Genomic DNA, 20,864 nt, shown 5'->3' on the forward strand with positions numbered 1-20,864 from the left:
GCACGACCTCGACGCCCCGGACGCCCGCGCAGCCACGCTCGGAGCGCGCCGGCGGTGCGGTCGGGCAGCACGTCGATCCGCTCACCTCCATCGGCGACGTCCTCGTTGGTGCGCGCGGCCGTTGACGGCGATGTTCCGTCGGTGAGCCCCTGTCGCGACATCGGCCTGTCCGCCGCCGCGGCCAAGTGACCGCAGTGGTTCGCGCTGGACCAGGCGCAGGGCATCCCGTACGAGCTTTCGGCCGCGCAGGTCCGGGGACAGGGGGTCCGCCGCGGCTCCGGTCTTCCGCTGAGCAAGAGCACCTGTGCCAAGCCCATCCGCGGTGCCGATCCCCGCTCCGACTAAATAGAGCGTTCGTCCTAGAACTGTGCTACTTTTGCCGGGCGCTCAGTAGATCGCTCGTTCCGGTAGTGACACACAGCAGACCAACGGAGGCCTTTCCGCAATGAGCAGCAACCAGTCCGTCACCGTCATCGGGCTCGGCCCCATGGGGCAGGCGATGGCCAACACCTACCTCGACAACGGGTACGAGGTCACCCTCTGGAACCGCACCGCCTCCCGGGCCGATGATCTGGTGGCACGGGGCGCCGTCCTCGCCAAGAGCGTGGAGGACGCCGTCGGGGCCAACGAGCTGGTGATCCTGAGCCTGACCGACTACGAGGCCATGTACGCAGTCCTGGAGCCGGCGGCCGACGCGGTGTCGGGCCACGTCTTCGTCAACCTCAGCTCCGACACCCCGGAGAAGACGCGCGCCGGTTCCCGCTGGATCACCGAGCGCGGCGGCACACACCTCACGGGTGGTGTGACGGTCCCGCCCGCCGGTATCGGCAAGCCCGAGTCGAAGACCTTCTACAGCGGTCCCCGCGCCGCCTTCGACAAGCACCGCACCAGTCTGGAGATCCTCACCGGCACCGACTTCCGCGGCGAGGAGCCGGGGCTCGCGGCCCTGATGTACCAGATCGGCATGGCGATGTTCTGGCCGTCCATGCTCAGCTACTGGCAGGCGATCGCCCTCGCCGACGCCAACGGCCTGAAGGCGGCGGACATCCTGTCCCACGCCAACGACACCATGCTCGCCATGCCGCACTTCCTCGGCTTCTACGCCGAGCGCGTCGACGCCGGCAACCACGAGGGCGACGTCGACCGCCTGGCGATGGGCCTGGCGAGTGTGGAGCACGTCATGCACACCATCGGCGACGCGGGCGTGGACACCTCGTTCCAGGCCGCGGTGGTGGACCTGTTCCGCCGCGCGATGGATGCCGGCCACGCGGCCGACAGCTTCTCCAGCATCGTCGAGCTGTTGCGCAAGCCCGCATGACGCCCTGAGCGTTCGCCGTGTGTCCATCGGACACCTCCACGAGCCCTCCGGCCACGGACGACGGCGCCGGAGGGCCTCGGCACGAGCAGGTCGAGGAAGAGGGCACGACGAAGAGGCGCCGCACCCAACCGCGTGTTCCGCACGCGGTTGGGTGCGGCGCCTCTTCGTCGAACGGGGCAGGCGAGGCCGCCGCGGTGTCAGGACCGCGCGACCGGATCCGCAAAGGTCGGGCGGACCGCCTCCGTCGGGCAGACGTCCAGGACGTCGGTCGCGGCCTCGACGTCCGCGGGGCCGGTCAGCTCGGCGCGGCTCACCACCGCGTGGCCCGCAGGCTCCACCCGGAACAGCGCCGGGTGCATCGCCTCGCACGTCCCGGCGCCCGTGCACGCTGCCGCGTCGATCGACAGCAGCATCCGCCTGCCGGACGCCGCCCGGCGGGTGTCGGCCTTGTCGGCCGTGGTTGTCTTTATGGTGTCGGTGCCCGCCGTGATCATGACGGCGGCCAGCGAGACCGGCTCGTTCTCCGACAGCCGGTCCTCTCCGTCCCCGACCTGGACGAAGTACGAGGCGAGGTCGTCCCCCGGAGTGCGGCGTTCGTCGACGATGGGTCCACGGCCCGTAGTCCACGAGTTCCTCGAACGCGGCGGCCACCTCGGCTTCCTGATCGGGGGCGGCGTGGAACGCCCGCTCGATCGCGTCGAGCGTCTCGCCGAAACGCTTCAGCGGGAACCCGAGGACCTCTTCCGTCACATCGGCCGGGACGCGGCCCGCGTAGTCCACCACGTGGGGCCGGTCCGACTCCTCCGGCCGGGCCGGACACGCGGCGACGATCCGGTCCACCGGCTCCGTTCACGCCGCCACCTGGCGCGGCGTGAACGCGCCCGTCGCCGGCCCGCGCACCCGCGTGTGGTCCGGCGGGTCGAGGACGGTGAGGATACGGCCGATCAGCGTACCCGCGCCGAAGACCATCCCGTCGCCGCGGAACTCCTCACCGCCCCAGGCCTCGCCGTCGTTGTCGAACCGCTGGTCGCTCAGCGGGGCCTTGACGTCGCCATGGCGGGACAGAAGACCATCGGCACATCACCGGCGGGGAAGCGGAACCAGTGGACCGGGTCGTGTACTCGCGGTCAGTCGTAAACCGAGTACGGGACGCGGTGGTAAGCGAGGCCGAACAGGCCAAGGGCTTGCAAAGAGGTGCCCATGGCCTGCCGTCGAGGGGCGGCTCAGATGTAGTCGGTACCTGGTTCCAGGCCGAGCAGCACACGGCCGTGCGCCTCCAGAGAGCCGGTGGGGGCCAGCAGCCCGTGCAGGGACAACGCCGCGATGTCGCGGAAGGCACGCTGGAAATGGTTGCTGCGCACGATGGTGGAGGCGGAGCTGATGTCGTACAGCATCTGTACGGCCGCCTTGGTGGCCTCCACCACGTAACCGACCTGACCGCGGACCGCCGCCTTCTCCTCGACAGTCATCTTCTGGCCGCGGTCGGCGCGCTCCTGAATGACGCGCAGCCAGTTCTCGGACAGTGCCTCGCAGGCGGCGATCTGGCTCGCCACGCGCCCCACCGTGATCTGGGTGTGGGGGTGCTCGCGCTGATCGGTCCAGTTGGTGTAGGTGATGGGCTTGCCGGCGGCCCGCTCGGTGAACAGACCGAGCGCGGAGCGGGCGACACCCAGGTAGACAGGGGCGCAGGTGGCCAGAATGTAGCTGAGCAGGTTGTAGTTGCGTCCCTTGACCTCGGCGTTCCAGCGGTCGCCGGTGGAGGCGTCGTACACCGAGGTGTCGACGACGCGGTGCGTGGGGACGAAGACGTCCTTCGCGGTGGAGGTGGCGCTGCCGGTGCCCGCCGCGCCGAAGACGTCCCAGTCGTCGGCGACGGTGATGTCCTCGGCCGGCACCAGCGCGAACAGCTCCTCGTGCCGGCCGTCGGCGTGCTCGACCACCGCCGCGTAGACGTTCCATTGGGCGCCGGGCACACCGGTGTTGAACCGCCAGCTGCCGTTGAGTCGGTAGCCGTCCTCGACGGGGGTGAGCGTGCCGGACGGGGTGAAACCGCCGGAGACCCGCACCGAGCCGTCCGCGAAGACCTCCTTCTGGGCCCGGTCGGGGTAGAGGCTGGCGATCCAGGCGCTGGAGACCCACACCATGGACACCCAGCCCGTCGAGGCGCAGCCCCGGGAGATCGAGGCGAGGATCTCCGCCTGCTCGGCCACCGGCAGGTCGAGTCCGCCGAACCGTTCGGGCACCGCCATGCGGAAAACGCCGGCCTTCTCCAGGAGCTCGATGTTCTCGTCGACAATCCAGCGCCTTTGCTCAGTTTCCACCCCGTTGCGACGAAGGGCGGGAACCGCGTCCCGCACCGCGTCGAGGATATTCTGTGCTTCCGCGCCGAGCCGGATCATTTTTCCTCCGATAGCGAGTTCTCTGATTCCGCGGACCTGACTTCTCCCATTCGCGGTGACTTCACCGTAGGCGGGGCGCGGAACCGGCCGCTCATCGCGCGGCAACGGGGCGTCCACCGGCCGGGCCACGAAGAACCCCCGGGCCGCTGGGGGAGCGGGCCCGGGGGTCGCCGGCGGGGGCGGTCACCGCGTTACTCGGGGAGCAGACTCCCGGCGACCGGACGGTCGATGGCCATCAGCCACCGGCCGTCCTCGCCCCGGCGCAGCACGTCCGTGCAGGTGCCCTCCAGGTGCATCGGCCTGCCGTCCTGGTCGGTGCCGTCGATGGTGAAGCGCACCCCGATCAGGGTGACGTCGCCGGCCACCCACGAGTGGGTGACCTCGGCCTGGAGCTTGGGCTTGGTGGCGAGGAACTCCTTGAAGAACTTCCGCCGGGCGGCGCCGGTCAGCGGCCGGCCGGAGAAGTTGGAGATGGAGTCCGCGCGGTAGAGCCGGTCGAACAGCTCGCCGTCACCGGAGTTGAAGACCTGCAGGAAGATCTCGTTCTGCGTGTCGATGTCGGCGGTCAGGTCGGGCTTGTCGAAGTCGATGTCGACGGTGAAAGTCATGGTTGGAGAACCTCGGGTTGCCTCGTGGGGTCTTTGGGCCGGGCGGTGCGGGTCACTTCTCGCCGTACGGGTCGTCGATGGCGTACCGCCAGTTGCCGTCCGCGCCGCGGCGCAGAACGTCGAGGCCGACGCCTTCCAGGTGCTCGGGGTCGCCCTTTTCGTCGGTGGTGTCGATGGTCCAGTCGACGACCAGCAGGGCGGTGTCGTCCGTGACGAACGACTGCCGCGGCACCGCCGTCATCCGTGGCCCGCGGGACAGGAAGTCACGAACGGAGTCGGTGCGGGCCTGACCGGTCAGCGGCACACCGGGCTCCCAGACCGCGACCGCGTCCTCGGTGTACATCGCGTTCACCGCGTCCACGTCGCCGGCGTTGAACGCCTCCACGTACAGGGCGGTGTGCTTCTCGACATCGTTGGTGAGTCGTGCCATGTTCGTCATTTCCTTCTCTCCCGAAGTGCCCAGACATGGTCAATTTCACGGATCCCGTCGGGACGGTAACGAAAGCGGGACAACCGGCCGCCCACTGACAGGTAATCGCCGGCCACGGGCAGCGGTGTTCTGTCGGATTACCGAAAGGTGATCGGCGCGCGATTGGATGACCAGGACGGAGATTGCGGGAGTTCGCTGTTGCATGGACGAGGAAGGCGAAAACGCGGAAGCCGCCTCGGTCTGTGTCGCATCGGAACACACACACTTCACACCGGGAGCTGAGCACCATGGCGGGTGAGGAAAGACTTCGCGACTACCTCAGGCGAGCCATCGTGGAGGCCCGTGAGGCACGTGACCGGTTGCGCGAGGTGGAGGACGGACAGCGCGAGCCGATCGCCATCGTCGGAATGGCCTGCCGCTTCCCGGGCGGCGTCGCCTCCCCGGCCGACCTGTGGCGGCTGGTCGCCGACGGGGCCGACGCCGTGACCCCGTTCCCGGACAATCGGGGTTGGGACCTGGACCGCCTGTACGACCCCGATCCGGAGCGGCTGGGGACCAGCTACAGCAGGGAAGGCGGGTTCCTGCACGACGCCGACCGTTTCGATCCGCAGTTCTTCGGCATGTCGCCGCGGGAGGCGCTGACCACCGACCCGCAGCAGCGGTTGCTGCTGGAGACGGCCTGGGAGGCACTGGAACGGGCGGGCATCACCCCGCGAGGCCTGCGGGGCAGCCACACCGCCGTGTTCACCGGCGTCATGTACAACGACTACGGCTCCCGCCCCGGTCTGCCGGCCCGCAACGCCGAGGGATACCTGTTCAGCGGCAGTGCGGGCAGCATCGCCTCGGGGCGGGTGGCCTACACGTTCGGGTTCGAGGGGCCGGCCGTGTCGGTGGACACCGCCTGCTCGTCGTCGCTGGTCGCCCTGCACCTGGCGGCACGCTCCCTGCGCGCGGGTGAGTGCGCTCTCGCGCTGGCGGGCGGCGCCACGGTGATGGCGACGCCCGTGGCGTTCACCGAGTTCTCCCGGTTGCGGGGGTTGGCTCCGGACGGGCGGATCAAGTCGTTCGCGGAGGCGGCCGACGGCACGTCGTGGTCGGAGGGCGTCGGTGTCCTGGTTCTGGAGCGTCTCTCCGACGCTCGGCGCAACAACCATCCGGTGCTGGCCGTTCTGCGCGGTTCGGCCGTCAACCAGGACGGGGCGAGCAACGGTCTGACGGCGCCCAGCGGTCCGGCGCAGGAGAGGGTCATCCGGCAGGCGCTGTCCGACGCGGGGCTGGAGCCGGCCGAGGTGGACGCGGTCGAGGCCCACGGCACCGGCACGCGGCTGGGCGACCCGATCGAAGCGCAGGCCCTGCTGAACACCTACGGTCGCTCGCGGCCCGCCGGCCGGCCCCTGTACCTCGGGTCGCTCAAGTCCAACATCGGCCACGCGCAGGCGGCCTCCGGGGTGGGCGGTGTGATCAAGATGGTGGAGGCGATGCGGCACGGTGTCCTGCCCCGCACCCTGCACGTCGACCGGCCCACTCCGATGGTCGACTGGAGCTCCGGCGCCGTACGGTTGCTGACCGAACCGCGCGACTGGCCCGACACGGGGCACCCCCGGCGCGCCGCCGTGTCCTCCTTCGGCTTCGGGGGCACGAACGCGCATGTGATCCTGGAGGAGGCGCCCGCCGCCGATCCGCCCGCCGCCGATCCGCCCGCCGTCCGCCCGCTGTCGGCCGTGCCCTGGCTGCTGTCCGCCGCGTCCGAAACCGCGCTGCGCGCCCAGGCCCGGCGCCTGCTCGACCACCTGACCACCCGCCCGGACCCCGTCCCGCACGCCGGCGCCGACCGCGTCACCGATCCGGCCCGCGCCCTGGACATCGCCCACTCCCTCGCCACCACCCGCACGGTCTTCCGTCACCGGGCCGTGGTGGTCGCTGCCGACCCGGCCGCTCTGGTCGAGGGCACACGAGCGCTGGCGGAGGGCCGTACCGCGCCCGGCACGGTGCGGGGGGAGGCCGCTGCCAGGGGGAGGACGGCCTGGCTGTTCACCGGGCAGGGTGCGCAGCGGGTCGGCATGGGGCAGGAGCTGTACGACGCTTTCCCGGCCTACGCCCGTGCCTTCGACGAGGTCGCCGCAGCGCTCGACGCGCATCTGGAGCGGCCGCTCGGCGAGGCGCTGCGCACCGGGCACCGTCTGGACGAGACGGCCGTGACCCAGCCCGCGTTGTTCGCCGTCGAGGTGGCCCTGTACCGCCTTCTGGAGTCGCTCGGCGCCGTACCCGACGTCCTGGCCGGCCACTCCGTCGGCGAGCTGGCCGCCGCCCACGTCGCCGGCGTCCTCGACCTCACGGACGCCGCCGCACTGGTCGCCGCTCGGGGCCGGCTCATGCAGAGCGCCCCGCCCGGCGGCGCCATGATCGTCGTGCGGGCCGCGGAGGAACAGGTCGCCGCCCTGCTCGACGGGCACGCCCACCACCTGGCCGTCGCCGCTGTCAACGGGCCGCGCTCGGTGGTCCTGGCCGGCGACAGCGAAGCCGCCGAGGAAGTGGCGGGACGGCTGCGCGCGGCGGGGCACCGCACGAGCCGGCTGGCCGTCAGTCACGCCTTCCACTCCCCGCACATGGACGGCGTCCTCGACGAGTTCCGCGGGGTCGCCGCCGGGCTGACCTACCGTGAGCCGCACATCGCGGCCGTCTCCACGGTCACCGGAGAGGCCGTCACCGAGGGGCAGTGGTCGTCGCCCGAGTACTGGGTCGAGCAGATCCGGCGGCCCGTCCGCTTCCTGGACGCGGTGCGCACCATGGAGGCGGCGGGTGTCACCGCCTTCCTGGAGGTGGGCCCGGACAATGTCTGCGCCGCTCTGGCCGCCGGCTGCCTGCGCGAACCCGAGGGGAGGACGACGGTGGCCGCGCTGCGCCGCGACCGGGCCGAGGCTTCCTCGCTGCTGTCGGCCCTGGCCGAGGTGTTCGTGCGGGGCGACGCCGTGGACTGGGCCGCTCTCTTCGACGGCACCGGGGCCCGGACGGTGGACCTGCCGACGTACGCCTTCGACCAGGAGCGCCACTGGCTGGAACCGGTGACCGACGCCGTCGCCCCGCCGGCCGCGGGACACCCGCTGCTGGGGCCGGCCACCGTCGTCGCCGGGTCCGGGGAGGTGCTGTTCACGCGGCAGGTCTCCGCGCGCACGGTTCCCTCGCTGCTGCGGCACACCGTGCTCGGCACGGACGTCGTCGCCGCCTCCGCGCTCGTCGAACTCGCTCTGCGCATCGCCGACGAGACCGGTTGCGCGGGCATCGACGCGCTGCACCTGCGGGCGCCGCTGGTGCTGTCGGCCGACGGCACGGTGGAGATCCAGATCCGCGCGGGCCGTTCGCGGCAGGACGGCGGGCGTGACCTGACCGTCCACTCCCGGCCGGTGGCCGCGACGTCCTACGGAGGGGACGACGCCCCGTGGGTCCTGCACGCCGAGGGAGTCCTCGCTCCGGACGGCCCGGCCGCGTCCCGGGGCACCGGAGCAGACCCATCCGGCGGGACGGAGATCCGGTTGCCCGACGAGCAGGCCGACGACGCCGAGAGGTACGGCATTCATCCCGCCCTCCTCGACGCCGCCCTGCACTCCCTCGTCCATCCGCCCGTCCCGGACCACGTGCCTGTCCCGGTCGAGTGGCGCGGCGTACGGCTGCACGCCGCCGGGGCCACCGTCGTACGCGCCGCCGTCACCGAGCGGGCGCCGGGCACCGTGTCCGTACGGCTCACCGATCCCGCCGGGCAGCTCGTCGCCACGGCGGACTCGGTCGGTTTCCGCGACGTCCCGGCGGAGGAGTTCCGCGCCGTGTCCGGCGTCGGAGGCCGGCTGCTTGTGGACGTGGAGTGGACGCCGGCCGCCACCGTGGCCGGTCACGTGGTGGTGGACGGGGAGGCCGGCGCGTCGCCGATGAGCTGGGGGGTACTGCGCGCCGGTGCGGACGACGGAGCCGCGGCTGTCACACCCGCGGGGCTGTCCGGTCCGTATCCGGATGTGGACGCCGCACTGTCCGGCGGGGCGGATACGGAGGCCGTGGTCCTGCCCTGCCCAACGCCGGATCCGGCGGACGTCGCGGCCCATGCGACGCGCCTGCTGGGGACGGTGCGGGCCTGGCTGGCGGACGAACGGTCCGCCGGGCGGCCGTTGACCGTGCTCACCCGCGGTGCGGTGGCCGTGCCGGGGGCGGAGCCCCCCGAGCCGGGGCGGGCCGCGCTGTGGGGTCTGCTGCGGTCGGTGCAGGCCGAGGCGCCCGGACGACTCATGCTGATCGACGCCGACGGCGAGGTCTCGGCAGCGACGCTCTCCGCCCTGTGGGCCCTCGGCGAGCCGGAGGCCGCCCTGCGTGCCGGCACGGTTCTGACACCGCGCCTGCGGCGCCTGTCGGTCGCCGAGCCGCCCGCGGCACCGGCCTGGGACCCGGCGGGCACGGTGCTGCTCACCGGTGCCACCGGGCCGCTCGGCGCCGCGCTCGCTCGGCACCTGGCCGCCCGTCAGGGGGCCGGTCGGCTGCTGCTCACCGCGCCGGACGCACGGCGGGCCGAGACGATGACCGCGCTGGTGGCCGAACTCGACGGCCAGGGTGCCGAGGTGACGGTGGCCGTGTGCGACGTGGCCGACCCGGCGGCCGTCGCCGGCGTGCTGGCGTCCGTCCCCGCCGCGCGTCCGCTGACCGGCGTCGTGCACGCGGAGGGCACTCCCGCCGCCGGTGTCCAATCCGAGGGCTCCCCGGCCTGGCAGGAGGCGCTGCGAGCGGCCGTCGGCGGTACGTGGGTGCTGCACCGGGCCACGCAGGACGCGGACCTCGCGGCGTTCGTGGTCTGCTCGGACGCCGCCGGGCTGCTCGGCGGACCGGGTCGGTCCGGCTCCGCTGCGGCCGCGGCCTTCGCGGACGGTCTGGCCAGGCGACGCAGGGCCGAGGGCCGGCCGGCGACCGCCTTCGCCTGGGAGTCCCGGCAGAGCGACGACGGCGAAGGAGGCCGGGAGCCCGCTGAGGCCCGGCCCGCGGGGCTCCGGTCGCTGCGGTCGGCGGACGCTCCGGTCCTGTTCGACCGCGCGCTGGCCGCGGACACCCCGGCGCCGATCGCGGTGGCTCTGGGCCCGGCCGAAGCCGAGGGGGCGGGGACGGCCGGTGACTCCGCCCCCACATCGGCCGACAGGGCCGACGGCCCGCCGAGCACTCCCACCGACCGGGCGGGCGGCCCGCCCCGCCTGCTGGCCACCCTGGCCGCGACCGCACCCGTCCGGCCACGGGCGCAGGCCGCTTCGAACATCGTCGCCCCGTTTGCGGAACGGCTCGCCGGACTCCCGGCGGCGGAACGGGAGCGCCGGATACTGGAGTTGGTCCGCGCCGAGGTCGCCGCGGTCCTGGGATACGCGTCCGTGGACACGGTCGAGCCGGAGCGGCCGTTCCAGGAGCTCGGATTCGACTCGGTGACCGCGGTCGAGCTGCGCAATCGGCTCAGCGCCGCCGCGGGCACCCCACTGCCCGCCACCGCCGTCTTCGACTGTCCGACACCGGCCGCGCTCGCCGCCCTGCTGGACGAGCGACTGGCTCCGGTGGACGGCGGCGCCCCCGCACAGGAGCTCCGGGACGGCCTGGACCGGCTGGAAACCCTGCTCGCCGCACCTCCCGCGGACGCGACGCGGCGAGCGGAGATCGCCGAGCGGCTGCGGGCCCTCGCGGCCGCCCTGTACGCCCCCGAACCCACCCCGGCGAACGCCCTGGGGCACACCCCGTCCGGGCCGGCCGACGGGGCGGACACCGAGGCGGCGATCGGTGCGGCCTCGGCCGACGAGCTCTTCTCCTTCATCGACTCCGCGCTCGGCCGGTCCACCCCCTGACACCTGCCCGAGCCCACCCCTCACCCGCGTCGAGGAGAATCGATCACGCATGTCCCACGAGACCACCGAAGAGAAGCTCGTCGACTATCTCAAGTGGGTCACCGCCGACCTGCACAAGGCCCGGCAGCGTATCGCCGAGCTGGAGGACGGACAGCGCGAGCCGATCGCCATCGTCGGAATGGCCTGCCGCTTCCCGGGCGGCGTCGCCTCCCCGGCCGACCTGTGGCGGCTGGTCGCCGACGGGGCCGACGGCATCTCGCCGTTCCCCGGTGATCGGGGGTGGGACCTGGACCGCCTGTACGACCCCGACCCCGACCGGCCCGGCACCACTTACACCAAGGAAGCCGGATTCCTGCACGACGCCGCTCTGTTCGACGCCACCTTCTTCGGCATCTCGCCCCGGGAGGCGCAGGCCATGGACCCGCAGCAGCGGCTGCTGCTGGAGACGGCCTGGGAGGCACTGGAGGACGCGGGCCTCGACCCGGCGACGCTGCGGGGCAGCACGACCGGCGTCTTCGCGGGCGTGATCGAGCAGAGCTACCTCGGTCTGGACGGCCCGCGAGACCTGGAGGGCCATCTGCTCACCGGGCGGCTGTCCAGCGTGGCGTCGGGGCGGGTGGCCTACACGTTCGGGTTCGAGGGGCCGGCCGTGTCGGTGGACACCGCCTGCTCGTCGTCGCTGGTCGCCCTGCACCTGGCGGCACGCTCCCTGCGCGCGGGCGAGTGCGCTCTCGCGCTGGCGGGCGGCGCCACGGTGACGGCCACCCCGAGCGGGTTCGTCGACTTCGCCCGGTTGCGGGGGTTGGCTCCGGACGGGCGGATCAAGTCGTTCGCGGAGGCGGCCGACGGCACGTCGTGGTCGGAGGGCGTCGGTGTCCTGGTTCTGGAGCGTCTCTCCGACGCTCGGCGCAACAACCATCCGGTGCTGGCCGTTCTGCGCGGTTCGGCCGTCAACCAGGACGGGGCGAGCAACGGTCTGACGGCGCCCAGCGGTCCGGCGCAGGAGAGGGTCATCCGGCAGGCGCTGTCCGACGCGGGGCTGGAGCCGGCCGAGGTGGACGCGGTCGAGGCCCACGGCACCGGCACGCGGCTGGGCGACCCGATCGAAGCGCAGGCCCTGCTGAACACCTACGGTCGCTCGCGGCCCGCCGGCCGGCCCCTGCACCTCGGGTCGCTCAAGTCCAACATCGGCCACACGGTCGCCGCCGCGGGCGTGGGCGGTGTGATCAAGATGGTGGAGGCGATGCGGCACGGTGTCCTGCCCCGCACCCTGCACGTCGACCGGCCCACTCCGATGGTCGACTGGAGCTCCGGCGCCGTACGGTTGCTGACCGAACCGCGCGACTGGCCCGACACGGGGCACCCCCGGCGCGCCGCCGTGTCCGCGTTCGGGGTGAGCGGCACGAACGCGCATGTGATCCTGGAGGAGGCGCCCGCCGCCGATCCGCCCGCCGCCGATCCGCCCGCCGTCCGCCCGCTGTCGGCCGTGCCCTGGCTGCTGTCCGCCGCGTCCGAAACCGCGCTGCGCGCCCAGGCCCGGCGCCTGCTCGACCACCTGACCACCCGCCCGGACCCCGTCCCGCACGCCGGCGCCGACCGCGTCACCGATCCGGCCCGCGCCCTGGACATCGCCCACTCCCTCGCCACCACCCGCACCGCCCACGACCACCGGGCCGCGATCGTCGGCTCCTCGCACGCGGACCTCGTCGCCGGGCTGACCGCGCTGGCCGCCGGCGAGCGGGACCCGCACATCTTGCGGGACACCCGCCGGCACGGCGCGGTCGCCTGCGTGTTCACGGGGCAGGGAGCGCAGCGCGTCGGCATGGGACAGGAGCTGCACGATTCCTTTCCCGTGTTCGCAGCGGCCTTCGACGAGGTGGCCGCCGCCCTGGACCCACACTTCGACGAACCGGTTGCCTCGGTGATCCGCACCGGCCACGGCCTGTCGGACACGGTCCGTGCCCAACCGGCCCTCTTCGCGGTCGAGGTGGCCCTGTACCGGCTGCTGGAGTCCTTCGGTTTACGGCCCGCGCTGCTCGCCGGACACTCCGTCGGCGAGCTGGCCGCCGCCCACGTCGCCGGCGTCCTCGACCTCACGGACGTGGCGACGCTGGTGGCGGCCCGGGCCCGGCTGATGCAGTCCGCGCCGCGTGGTGGCGTCATGGTCGCGGTACAGGCCGACGAGGCGGAGGTCGCCGAGCTCCTCGCCGGACGTGTGGATCTGGCGCTCGCCGCGGTCAACGCGCCGTCGGCCGTCGTGATCGCCGGGGACGCGGACGCCGCAGCCGAGGTACGGGCCGTACTGGAGGCACGCGGCCGGCGCACCCGCGCCCTGGACGTCAGCCACGCCTTCCACTCCCCGCACATGGACGGCGTCCTCGACGAGTTCCGCGGGGTCGCCGCCGGGCTGACGTACCACGCACCCCGCGTCCCCGTGGTCTCCACCCTCACCGGCGAGCCCGCCCGCGTCGACGACCTGCGCAGCGCCGACTACTGGACGGCGCAACTGCGCGGCACCGTACGGTACGCCGACGCGGTGCGCGCGCTGCGGGCGCAGGGCACCGCCACCGTCGTCGAGATCGGCCCGGACGCGGTGCTCGCCCCGCTGGCCGCGCAGACCGACGACGACCTGACCGCGGTGCCCCTGCTCCGTGCCGGACACGCCGAGGCGGACACCCTGACGGCGGGTCTGGCCCGGCTGCACAACCGGGGCGTGGCGGTGGACTGGGAGACGTTCTTCGCCGGCACCGGCGCGCGGCGCGTGCCCCTGCCGACGTACGCCTTCCAGCGCGAGCGCTACTGGGTGGCTCCGCAGGACCAGGTCGGTCAGGACGCGGCCGATCTGGGACTGCGTCCCGGCGGGCATCCGTTGCTCGGTGCCGCCCTGCACCCGGCCGGCAGCGACGAGGTGCTCTTCGCCGGTCGGCTCTCCCCGCACGTCCGGCCGCTGCCCGCGCGGCACACCGTGGCCGGCCGGACGGTGCTGCCGTCGTCGGTGCTTCTGGAGCTGGCGGTCCGCGCCGGGGACGAGGTGGGCTGCACCGTCCTGCACGAGTTGGAGACGGAGGCGCCGGTGGTGCTCCCGGACGGCGCGGGCCTGCAGCTCCAGGTCCGGGTCGGCCCCGCAGGCCCCGACGGCCGCGAGGTGACCGTGCACGCCCGGCCCGACGGCACCGACGTGCCCTGGACCCGCTGCGCCCGGGGCCGCCTGGGCAGCGAGTCCTGGGCGCCGCCCACCGCTCCCGGTTCGCACAGCCCCGTCGGCACGCACACCGCTCCCGCAGCGGACAACGGCCTCACCCAGAGCGTCCCGTGGCCCCCCACCGGTGCCCGGCCCCTGCCCGCCGTCCTCCTGCCCGCGCTGCCGGGGGCGGACGGCGGCCGGCCGGCCGCGACCGTGTGGCGGCGTGGGGACGATGTCTTCGCCGAGCTGGAGCTGCCCACCTCGGCGGCGGCCGAGGCCGGGCGGTACGTGCTGCATCCGGCGTTGCTGGACGCCGTTGTGCACGCCGGGTGCGCCGCCGCGCGGGGCGCCGAGGAGACCGCGCCGCGGGCCGTCACCCGCTGGCAGGGCGTACGGTTCCTGGCCCACGGTGCCACGGCCGTACGGGTACGGCTCACCCTGGACGGCGACAGGGTGACCGCCCTCGCGCTGGCGGACCGGGCCGGTCTGCCCGTCGGAGAGGTCGGCTCCCTCACCACGCGGACACCCGCCCCGGAGGAGGTCGCGCAGGCGGCGGACCGGCCCGCCGACAGCCTGTTCGACATCGGTTGGACACCCCTGACCGCGGCGTCCTCAGCGGGACCGGCGCGGTGGGCGCTGCTCGGCGAGACGACGCCCGCCGGGGTCGAGGCGCCGCGGTTCGCCGACGCGGAGCGGGCGGCGGACGCCACGGGCGCGGTCCCGTGGGACGCGTTGGTGCTGTGGCACCTGCCGTCACGCGCCGCGGACATGACGGACGTGCACCGTACGACGGGTGAGGTGCTGGAGGCGGTGCAGCGGTACCTCGCCGAGGAGCGGCTGGCCGAGGTCCCGCTGGTCGTCGTGACCCGGAACGCGTTCCGTGTACGGCCCGAGGACGCCTGCGATCCCGGTGCCGCCGCAGTGTGGGGTCTGCTGCGATCCGCGCAGTCGGAGGCGCCGGGCCGGATCCTCCTGGTCGACACCGGCGACGGCACCGACGCACCGGGTGACCTGCTGCGCACGGTGTGGGCCTGCGGCGAGCCGCAGGCCGCGGTACGGGCGGGGCAGGTGTACGTGCCCCGGCTGCGGCCCGTCCCGGTCCCCCCGGCCGGAGCCCCGCCCCGGTTCGGCACGGGCACGGTACTGGTCACCGGTGGCACCGGCGCGTTGGGCGCGCTGTTCGCCCGGCATCTGGTCCGCCGGCACGGTGTGCAGGAGTTGCTGCTGGTCAGCCGCCGCGGTGAACAGGCCCCCGGCGCGGGCGAGCTGGCTGCCGAGCTGAAGGAACTCGGCGCCCAGGTCACCATCGCGGCCTGTGACGTCGCCGACCGGGACGACATGGCGGAACTGCTCGCCGGCATTCCGCGGGAACACCCGCTCACCGGTGTGGTCCACCTGGCCGGCGTCCGCGACGACGGGCTGGTCGGGGACCAGACCCGGCAGCGGCTGGTGAACGTGCTGAGGCCGAAGGCCGACGCGGCCTGGCACCTGCACGAGCTGACCGCCGATGCCGACCTGGCCGCGTTCGTGCTGTTCTCCTCGGTCGCGGGCGTCGTCGGCGGCCCCGGTCAGTCCACCTACGCGGCCGCCAACTCCTTCCTGGACGGCCTCGCCGACCTGCGCGCCGCCCAGGGGCGTCCCGCCACCTCCGTGGCGTGGGGCCTGTGGGAGCAGGAGGGCGGGATGTCCGGCGGGCTGAGCGAGACCGACCTGCGGCGCATCGCCCGCAGCGGATTCCGTCCGGTGACGGAGACGACCGGTCCCGCCGTCCTCGACGCGGCCCTCGGCGCCGGCCGGCCGATTCTGGTGGCCTCGCCGCTGGACCTGGCCGCCGTACGCGAACAAGCCGCATCCGCCCGGGCGCAGGCCATGCGGGATCAGGCGGACGTCCCGCCCCTGTTCCGCGAGCTGGTCCGTGCCACGTTCCGTCGCCCCGCCCGGGACACCCCGGCAGCCGAACCGCTCGCGGCCCGGCTGGCGGACCTCGCGCCCGAGGAGCAGCTGCGGCTCGTCACCGAGGCCGTCAAAGCGGAGGTCGCGGCCGTGCTCGGGCACCCCGGCACCGAGGGCGTCGCGGCGGAACGACCGTTCCAGCAGTTGGGGTTCGACTCGCTGACCGCGGTGGAGCTGCGCAACCGGATCGGCGCACTGGCCGGTGTGCGGCTGCCCGCCACCCTGGTCTTCGACCACCCCACCCCCGCCGCGCTCGCCGCTTATCTGCGCGCCGCCCTGACGGCACACGGAACCGCGGCCCGACAGGAGCGGCACACACCGGACTTCGCGGCGGAGGCGGTCCTCGCCGAGGACGTGCGCCCGGCCGCCGAGACGGTCCGCTGCGTCACCGATCCGGAACAGGTGCTGCTGACCGGGGCGACCGGATTCCTCGGTGCGTTCCTGCTGCGCGAGCTGATGCGCACCACCCGGGCCACCGTGCACTGCCTGGTCCGGGCGGTTGACGAGGACACCGCCCGGGAGCGGCTGCGGCAGAACCTGGAGCGGTACGGCGTGTGGGACGAGGTGGCGCCGGAACGCCTCGCCGTCGTGGTCGGCGACCTCGCGCAGCCCCGGCTGGGCCTGTCCGAGGACATCTTCGACGAGCTGGCCGCGACAGTCGACGTGGTGTACCACAACGGTGCCCAAGTGCACTGGCTGCATCCGTACGAGACGTTGCGGGCGGCCAATGTGCGCGGCACCGAGGAGGTGCTGCGGTTGGCCGCGCACCGGCGCAGCGTTCCCGTTCACCACGTGTCCACTGTCGGCGTGTTCGCCGACGCGGCCCCGGACGGACGACCGCTGCGGGTGACCGACCCGACCGGCCCCGCCGAGCGGCTGCCCAGCGGCTACCTGCAGAGCAAGTGGGTGGCGGAGCAGCTCATCGCCCAGGCGGTCGCGCGCGGTCTGCCGGTTTCCGTGTACCGGGTGGACGTCGTCTCCGGTGACCAGGTCAACGGGGCCTGCCAGACCAGCGACTTCGTGTGGCTGAGCCTGAAGGGCCTGCTCCAGGCGGGCACGGTGCCCGCGGATATCGGCGGACGCTTCCACCTGTTGCCGGTGGACTACGTGAGCGCGGCGATTCTGCGCATGTCGCTCCGCCCGCAGTCCGCCGGCGGCACCTTCCACCTGTTCAACCCCAGCTCGGTCAGCCTGCGCGAATGCGTGCGCCGGCTGCGCGCGCTCGGCTACACCCTGGAGGAGACGGACCGGGAGAGCTGGCGCGCCCGGATCGAAGCGGACCGAGGCAACGCGATCCTGCCGTTGCTGCACGCCTTCGAGATGATGACCGGAGACACGGACCGGTTCTACCCGCCCATGGACACCACCGAGACCGACGCCGCTCTGGCCGGCAGCGGCATCGTCTGCCCGGCCGTCGACGAGGAACTCTTCGCCACGTACGTGCGGTACTTCGTCGACACCGGCCACTTCCCGGCCCCCTGACCCCCACGGGACCACAGCAGCGGCCGGTGTCCCCGCGGCACCGGCCGCTGCGTCGCGCCCGCCGCCGTACCGGAGGGGAGCCGCCTGCTCCCACCGAGGGCGGAGTCAAACCATCCAATTACCGCGTGGTGACCAGTTTCGGCCACCCATCCGGTTAGCTGGAACTGGCCGAAACGAACCAGGTTCCGCTCCGCCATAAGCGGTCGTTCCATGAAAAAAAAGAAGGTTCGCCGATGAGTTCACGACCAGTTTCCGCACCTCGGCACGGCACCATCACGTCGCCGGGACGCCGTCTGTTCCTCAAGGCGGCCGGCGCCACCGCGTTCGCCGGGGCGATCGGCGTGACGCCCTACACCGGTTCCACCGCCCACGCGACGGACGGCTCCACATCCGACGTGATCGTGATAGGCGCCGGATACGCCGGCGGCACCGCCGCCCGGGAACTGGCCGCGCAGGGGCTGAAGGTGACGGTTCTGGAGGCCCGCAGCCGCATCGGCGGCCGTGTATGGACCCACACCTTCGCCGGGCAGCGCATCGAGCTTGGCGGCGGCTGGGTGAGTCCTGACCACCATCTGGTCGCCTCCGAGATGCGGCGCTACGGGCTGACCAATGTCGGTGACGTCGTGCCCGTCACCTCCGTCATGCCGGCCACCAACGGCTTCCAGGCGATGAACCCGGTGGACGCCAACGCGCACCTGGGCACCCTGTTCGAGCAGTTCTACGAGGGCTCCCGGGAGTACTTCCCCCGCCCATCCGACCCGCTGTACCGCGCGGACCTGCTCGAGCGGATCGACCAACTCTCCTTCACCGACCGCATCGCCCAGCTGTCGATGCCCGATCTGGACAAGAAGTGGCTCGCCGGCTACTTCACCGCCTACACCGGCAACGAGAACAGTCTCCGTGCCATGACGTCCATGGCCCAGTGGTGGGCCCTGGGCGGCTGGACCATGGAGGGTTGGGAGAAGCAGACCGCCTACAAGCCGGCCGCCGGCATGACGGCGCTGCTGCAGAACATGCTGGCCACTCCCGGTATCACTCTCATGCTGTCCTCACCGGTCACCGCGGTGGCCGACACCTCAAGCGGTGTCCAGGTCCAGCTCGTCAGTGGCGAGGTGCTCAAGGCCGGCGCCGTGGTGGTGGCGACGCCGGTGAACGTGTGGAAGACCATCCGGTTCAGCCCGGGGCTGCCCAGCGCCCACATCGACGCCACCACCGAGGGCGTGGGCGTCGCCCTGTCGACCAAGATCTGGATGCAGCTGAGCGGCAGCGTGGACGCGGTGTACGCGCAGGGCACCGAGGACTCCCCCCTGCCGCTGATGATCCCGCAGCAGGAGCTGTCCGGTGGCGGCCGACTCATGATCGGCTTCGCCGGTTCGTCCCTGGACGTGGCGGACAAGGCGGCGGTGCAGGCGGCCGTGCGCACCTACATACCGGGCGCCACCATCGTCAGCTACTACGCCCAGCAGTGGGGCGCCGACCGCTATTCCCGCGGCGGCTGGGGCCTGCGGCGTCCGACTCAACTGCTGCGACAGCTGCCCGCGCTCAAGCAGCCGTACGGCCGTCTGGTCTTCGCGGGCTCCGACATCGCCTCCGGCTGGAACGGCGCCTTCATCGAAGGTGCGGTGGAGACGGGACTGCACGCGGCGCAGCAGGTGGCCGAACTCGTCTGAGCCGTGCCCCGGCGCCACCGCTTGCGGCCCCGCCGGGCGGACCGCCTCCGGTGGATGCCCTGGGGCACTTCCCCGCGCGTTCCTGCTGAGAAGAACGCTCTACTGATATCATTGACGGGGTGAAGATGAAGCCAACGGACGGTATGAGTGGATCGGCAGCCGCCGAGGAGCCGGTGCCCGCGACGCGGGAACGCATCATCCGCGCGGCTTCGCGGCTCATGCAACGGCAGGGCTACGACGGCACGGGCATCAAACAGATCTCGCAGGAGTCCCAGGCCACGCTCGGCTCTGTCTATCACTTCTTCCCCGGTGGCAAACAGGAGCTGGCCCTCGCGGCCATCAGTCGCGGGGACCAGGAATTCGTCGAACTCCTGAGGTCCGCACTGGTCAGCGACCCCGACCCGGCGAGGGCGGTGATCGTGCTCACCCGGAACTTGGCGGAGAGCCTGCGCGCCTCCGACTGGGCCGACGGCTGCCCGATCACCACCACCGCTCTGGGCACCGTGGGCCGGCTGCCGGACATCCAGGCGGCCGCGGCAGACGCCTTCGCCCGCTGGCGCGGTGTCGTCTTCGACCGGCTCCTGGAATCCGGTGTCGGCGAGAGCGACGCCCGCGACCTCGCCCACACGGTGATCAGTACGCTGGAGGGCGCGGAACTGGCCGCCCAGGTCTCCCGCAGCAGCCGGCCCCTGGAGGTGGCGGGCCAGCACCTGTCCCGCCTGATCGTTTCCTACCGCTAGGACAACCGTCCCGCGGAACGGCCTCGTCGGCCGGTGCCACCGCGGCACCGGCCGACGAGGCCGTGTCCCCCGCGTGGGGTGTCAGTCGGTCCAGGGGGAGGGGTGCCGGGCCGTCCGCAGCGTACGGCCCAGCTCCCGCACCAAGTCGGCCGGGCGCACCGTGCCGGCCGGGAAGCGCTGCCTCTCGCACACGGTCAGCGCCGCGCACTCCAGCAACAGGGTGCGCACCAGCGTCTCGTGCGCCGAACCAAGACCGTCCTGCGCGCTCGGTCGGGGCAGCGTCCGGGCCCGGCCAGGCTGCCGGACGGCGGCCACCGCCGTCGTCACGATCTGCCGCGCCCGGGAGCGCAGCCCCGCCAGCAGGGACGCGTCACGGCGTTCCCCGGTGTCGAGCGCCGTCAGCAGTGCCGTGTCGAACAGCACCAGCACCGCAGTCGCGAACGGGTCGGCGGGCGGCCGCGGTTCGCCCACCGGACCGGCCCTGCGGCCGCCACCGGTCGCCGACACCATCCGCGCCCTGGCCAGCCCCGCGTTCAACGCCTCGACGAACAGGCGCCCCACCACCGTGTCGGCGCCCACCTGCCCGTCGGTCGGCCCGGTCATGACCGCTCCGCGGCGATCGAGCGGAATCCTCCGCCGAAGAACACCAGCCCCGACCCCTCGTCGGCGCGCACGGCGTTGACCACGTCGCCGATGAAGATGGCGTGGTCCCCGGAGTCATGGGCGTCGGCCAGCTCGCACTCCAGCCAGGCGGTCGCACCGCGCAGCAGCGGAGCCCGGGTGACGGGGCCCGCATGCCAGTCGAGACCGTCGAACTGCTTCGGTCCGAGCGGTCGCTTCTTGTCGGCGAAGTACCGGGCCAGCGCCTCCTGGTCGGCCCCCAGCACGGACACGCCGAAGTGTCCGGCGGAGCGGATGGCCTTGTGCATGACCGCGTCGTGCGCGACGCAGCACAGCACGGTGGGCGGATTCAGCGAGACGGAGCTGAAGGCGTTGGCGGTCATGCCGTGGATGTGCTCGCCGCCTACGCTCAGCACGATCACACCGGTCGCGAAGCGGGCCATCACCTCACGCAACGGCAGCGGCTCGGCAAGGCCCTGGTCGACGGTCTCCTGGGCGGACAAGGACTGCATGGGGGAACCTTTCATCGGTGGGTGGAACGGACTCCGGCCCACAAGAGACCGCGTCCGTCCGGTCGTGTTCGTGGCGTGGCCGGGGCCGGCCGGCA

The 20,864-nt window shown here is 73.0% G+C and carries 10 protein-coding genes and 1 pseudogene; 5 read left to right on the top strand and 6 right to left on the bottom strand.

What is annotated here, in order from left to right:
* Positions 1-445: 445 nt before the first annotated feature.
* The gene (locus F0L17_RS20545; RefSeq protein WP_155072203.1) at positions 446-1,318 is read left to right on the top strand and encodes an NAD(P)-dependent oxidoreductase; all 873 of its coding nucleotides are present in this window, start codon (positions 446-448) and stop codon (positions 1,316-1,318) included.
* A 197-nt stretch (positions 1,319-1,515) separates the two neighbouring features.
* On the opposite strand, the gene F0L17_RS20550 is transcribed toward F0L17_RS20545, so the two are convergent.
* From F0L17_RS20550 to F0L17_RS20565, 4 genes are all read right to left on the bottom strand, one after another.
* The gene (locus tag F0L17_RS20550; protein WP_155072204.1) at positions 1,516-1,812 is read right to left on the bottom strand and encodes a ferredoxin; all 297 of its coding nucleotides are present in this window, start codon (positions 1,810-1,812) and stop codon (positions 1,516-1,518) included.
* Positions 1,813-2,541: 729 nt separating this feature from the next.
* The gene (locus tag F0L17_RS20555) at positions 2,542-3,717 is read right to left on the bottom strand and encodes an acyl-CoA dehydrogenase family protein (RefSeq protein WP_155072205.1); all 1,176 of its coding nucleotides are present in this window, start codon (positions 3,715-3,717) and stop codon (positions 2,542-2,544) included.
* A gap of 191 nt (positions 3,718-3,908) precedes the next feature.
* Entirely contained in the window at positions 3,909-4,325 is a 417-nt protein-coding gene (locus F0L17_RS20560) for a YybH family protein (protein ID WP_155072206.1), read from the bottom strand.
* 52 nt (positions 4,326-4,377) lie between these two features.
* Positions 4,378-4,755: a YybH family protein gene (locus F0L17_RS20565; protein ID WP_155072207.1), complete on the bottom strand. Its 378-nt coding sequence runs from the start codon at positions 4,753-4,755 to the stop codon at positions 4,378-4,380.
* 296 nt (positions 4,756-5,051) lie between these two features.
* On the opposite strand from F0L17_RS20565, the pseudogene F0L17_RS20570 reads away from it, so the two are divergent.
* The 4 genes and pseudogenes from F0L17_RS20570 to F0L17_RS20585 form a co-directional block, all read left to right on the top strand.
* Positions 5,052-10,607, top strand: a pseudogene (locus F0L17_RS20570) (beta-ketoacyl synthase N-terminal-like domain-containing protein); the annotation flags it as partial.
* Positions 10,608-10,656: 49 nt separating this feature from the next.
* Positions 10,657-17,226: a type I polyketide synthase gene (locus tag F0L17_RS20575; protein WP_155072209.1), complete on the top strand. Its 6,570-nt coding sequence runs from the start codon at positions 10,657-10,659 to the stop codon at positions 17,224-17,226.
* 233 nt (positions 17,227-17,459) lie between these two features.
* On the top strand, positions 17,460-18,896 hold the full coding sequence (locus tag F0L17_RS20580; protein WP_155072210.1) for a flavin monoamine oxidase family protein: 1,437 nt from the start codon (positions 17,460-17,462) through the stop codon (positions 18,894-18,896).
* 125 nt (positions 18,897-19,021) lie between these two features.
* Positions 19,022-19,636, top strand: a complete 615-nt coding sequence (locus F0L17_RS20585) for a TetR/AcrR family transcriptional regulator (protein ID WP_238420766.1) — start codon at positions 19,022-19,024, stop codon at positions 19,634-19,636.
* Between the two features lie 81 nt (positions 19,637-19,717).
* On the opposite strand, the gene F0L17_RS20590 is transcribed toward F0L17_RS20585, so the two are convergent.
* Both F0L17_RS20590 and F0L17_RS20595 read right to left on the bottom strand, forming a co-directional pair.
* Positions 19,718-20,239: a hypothetical protein gene (locus F0L17_RS20590; protein ID WP_155072211.1), complete on the bottom strand. Its 522-nt coding sequence runs from the start codon at positions 20,237-20,239 to the stop codon at positions 19,718-19,720.
* A complete protein-coding gene (locus tag F0L17_RS20595) occupies positions 20,236-20,769 on the bottom strand; it encodes a flavin reductase family protein (protein ID WP_155072212.1) in 534 nt (177 codons plus the stop codon). The genes F0L17_RS20590 and F0L17_RS20595 overlap by 4 nt, the downstream gene beginning before the upstream one ends.
* Between the last annotated feature and the right edge of the window lie 95 nt (positions 20,770-20,864).

The organism is Streptomyces taklimakanensis (assembly GCF_009709575.1).
Lineage (GTDB): Bacteria > Actinomycetota > Actinomycetes > Streptomycetales > Streptomycetaceae > Streptomyces > Streptomyces taklimakanensis.

Bases quoted from the DNA above. Each gene is read 5' to 3' on its own strand.
- F0L17_RS20545 (WP_155072203.1), top strand. From the start codon at position 446: ATGAGCAGCAACCAGTCCGTCACCGTCATCGGGCTCGGCCCCATGGGG.
- F0L17_RS20550 (WP_155072204.1), bottom strand. From the start codon at position 1,812: ATGATCACGGCGGGCACCGACACCATAAAGACAACCACGGCCGACAAG.
- F0L17_RS20555 (WP_155072205.1), bottom strand. From the start codon at position 3,717: ATGATCCGGCTCGGCGCGGAAGCACAGAATATCCTCGACGCGGTGCGG.
- F0L17_RS20560 (WP_155072206.1), bottom strand. From the start codon at position 4,325: ATGACTTTCACCGTCGACATCGACTTCGACAAGCCCGACCTGACCGCC.
- F0L17_RS20565 (WP_155072207.1), bottom strand. From the start codon at position 4,755: ATGGCACGACTCACCAACGATGTCGAGAAGCACACCGCCCTGTACGTG.
- F0L17_RS20575 (WP_155072209.1), top strand. From the start codon at position 10,657: ATGTCCCACGAGACCACCGAAGAGAAGCTCGTCGACTATCTCAAGTGG.
- F0L17_RS20580 (WP_155072210.1), top strand. From the start codon at position 17,460: ATGAGTTCACGACCAGTTTCCGCACCTCGGCACGGCACCATCACGTCG.
- F0L17_RS20585 (WP_238420766.1), top strand. From the start codon at position 19,022: ATGAAGCCAACGGACGGTATGAGTGGATCGGCAGCCGCCGAGGAGCCG.
- F0L17_RS20590 (WP_155072211.1), bottom strand. From the start codon at position 20,239: ATGACCGGGCCGACCGACGGGCAGGTGGGCGCCGACACGGTGGTGGGG.
- F0L17_RS20595 (WP_155072212.1), bottom strand. From the start codon at position 20,769: ATGCAGTCCTTGTCCGCCCAGGAGACCGTCGACCAGGGCCTTGCCGAG.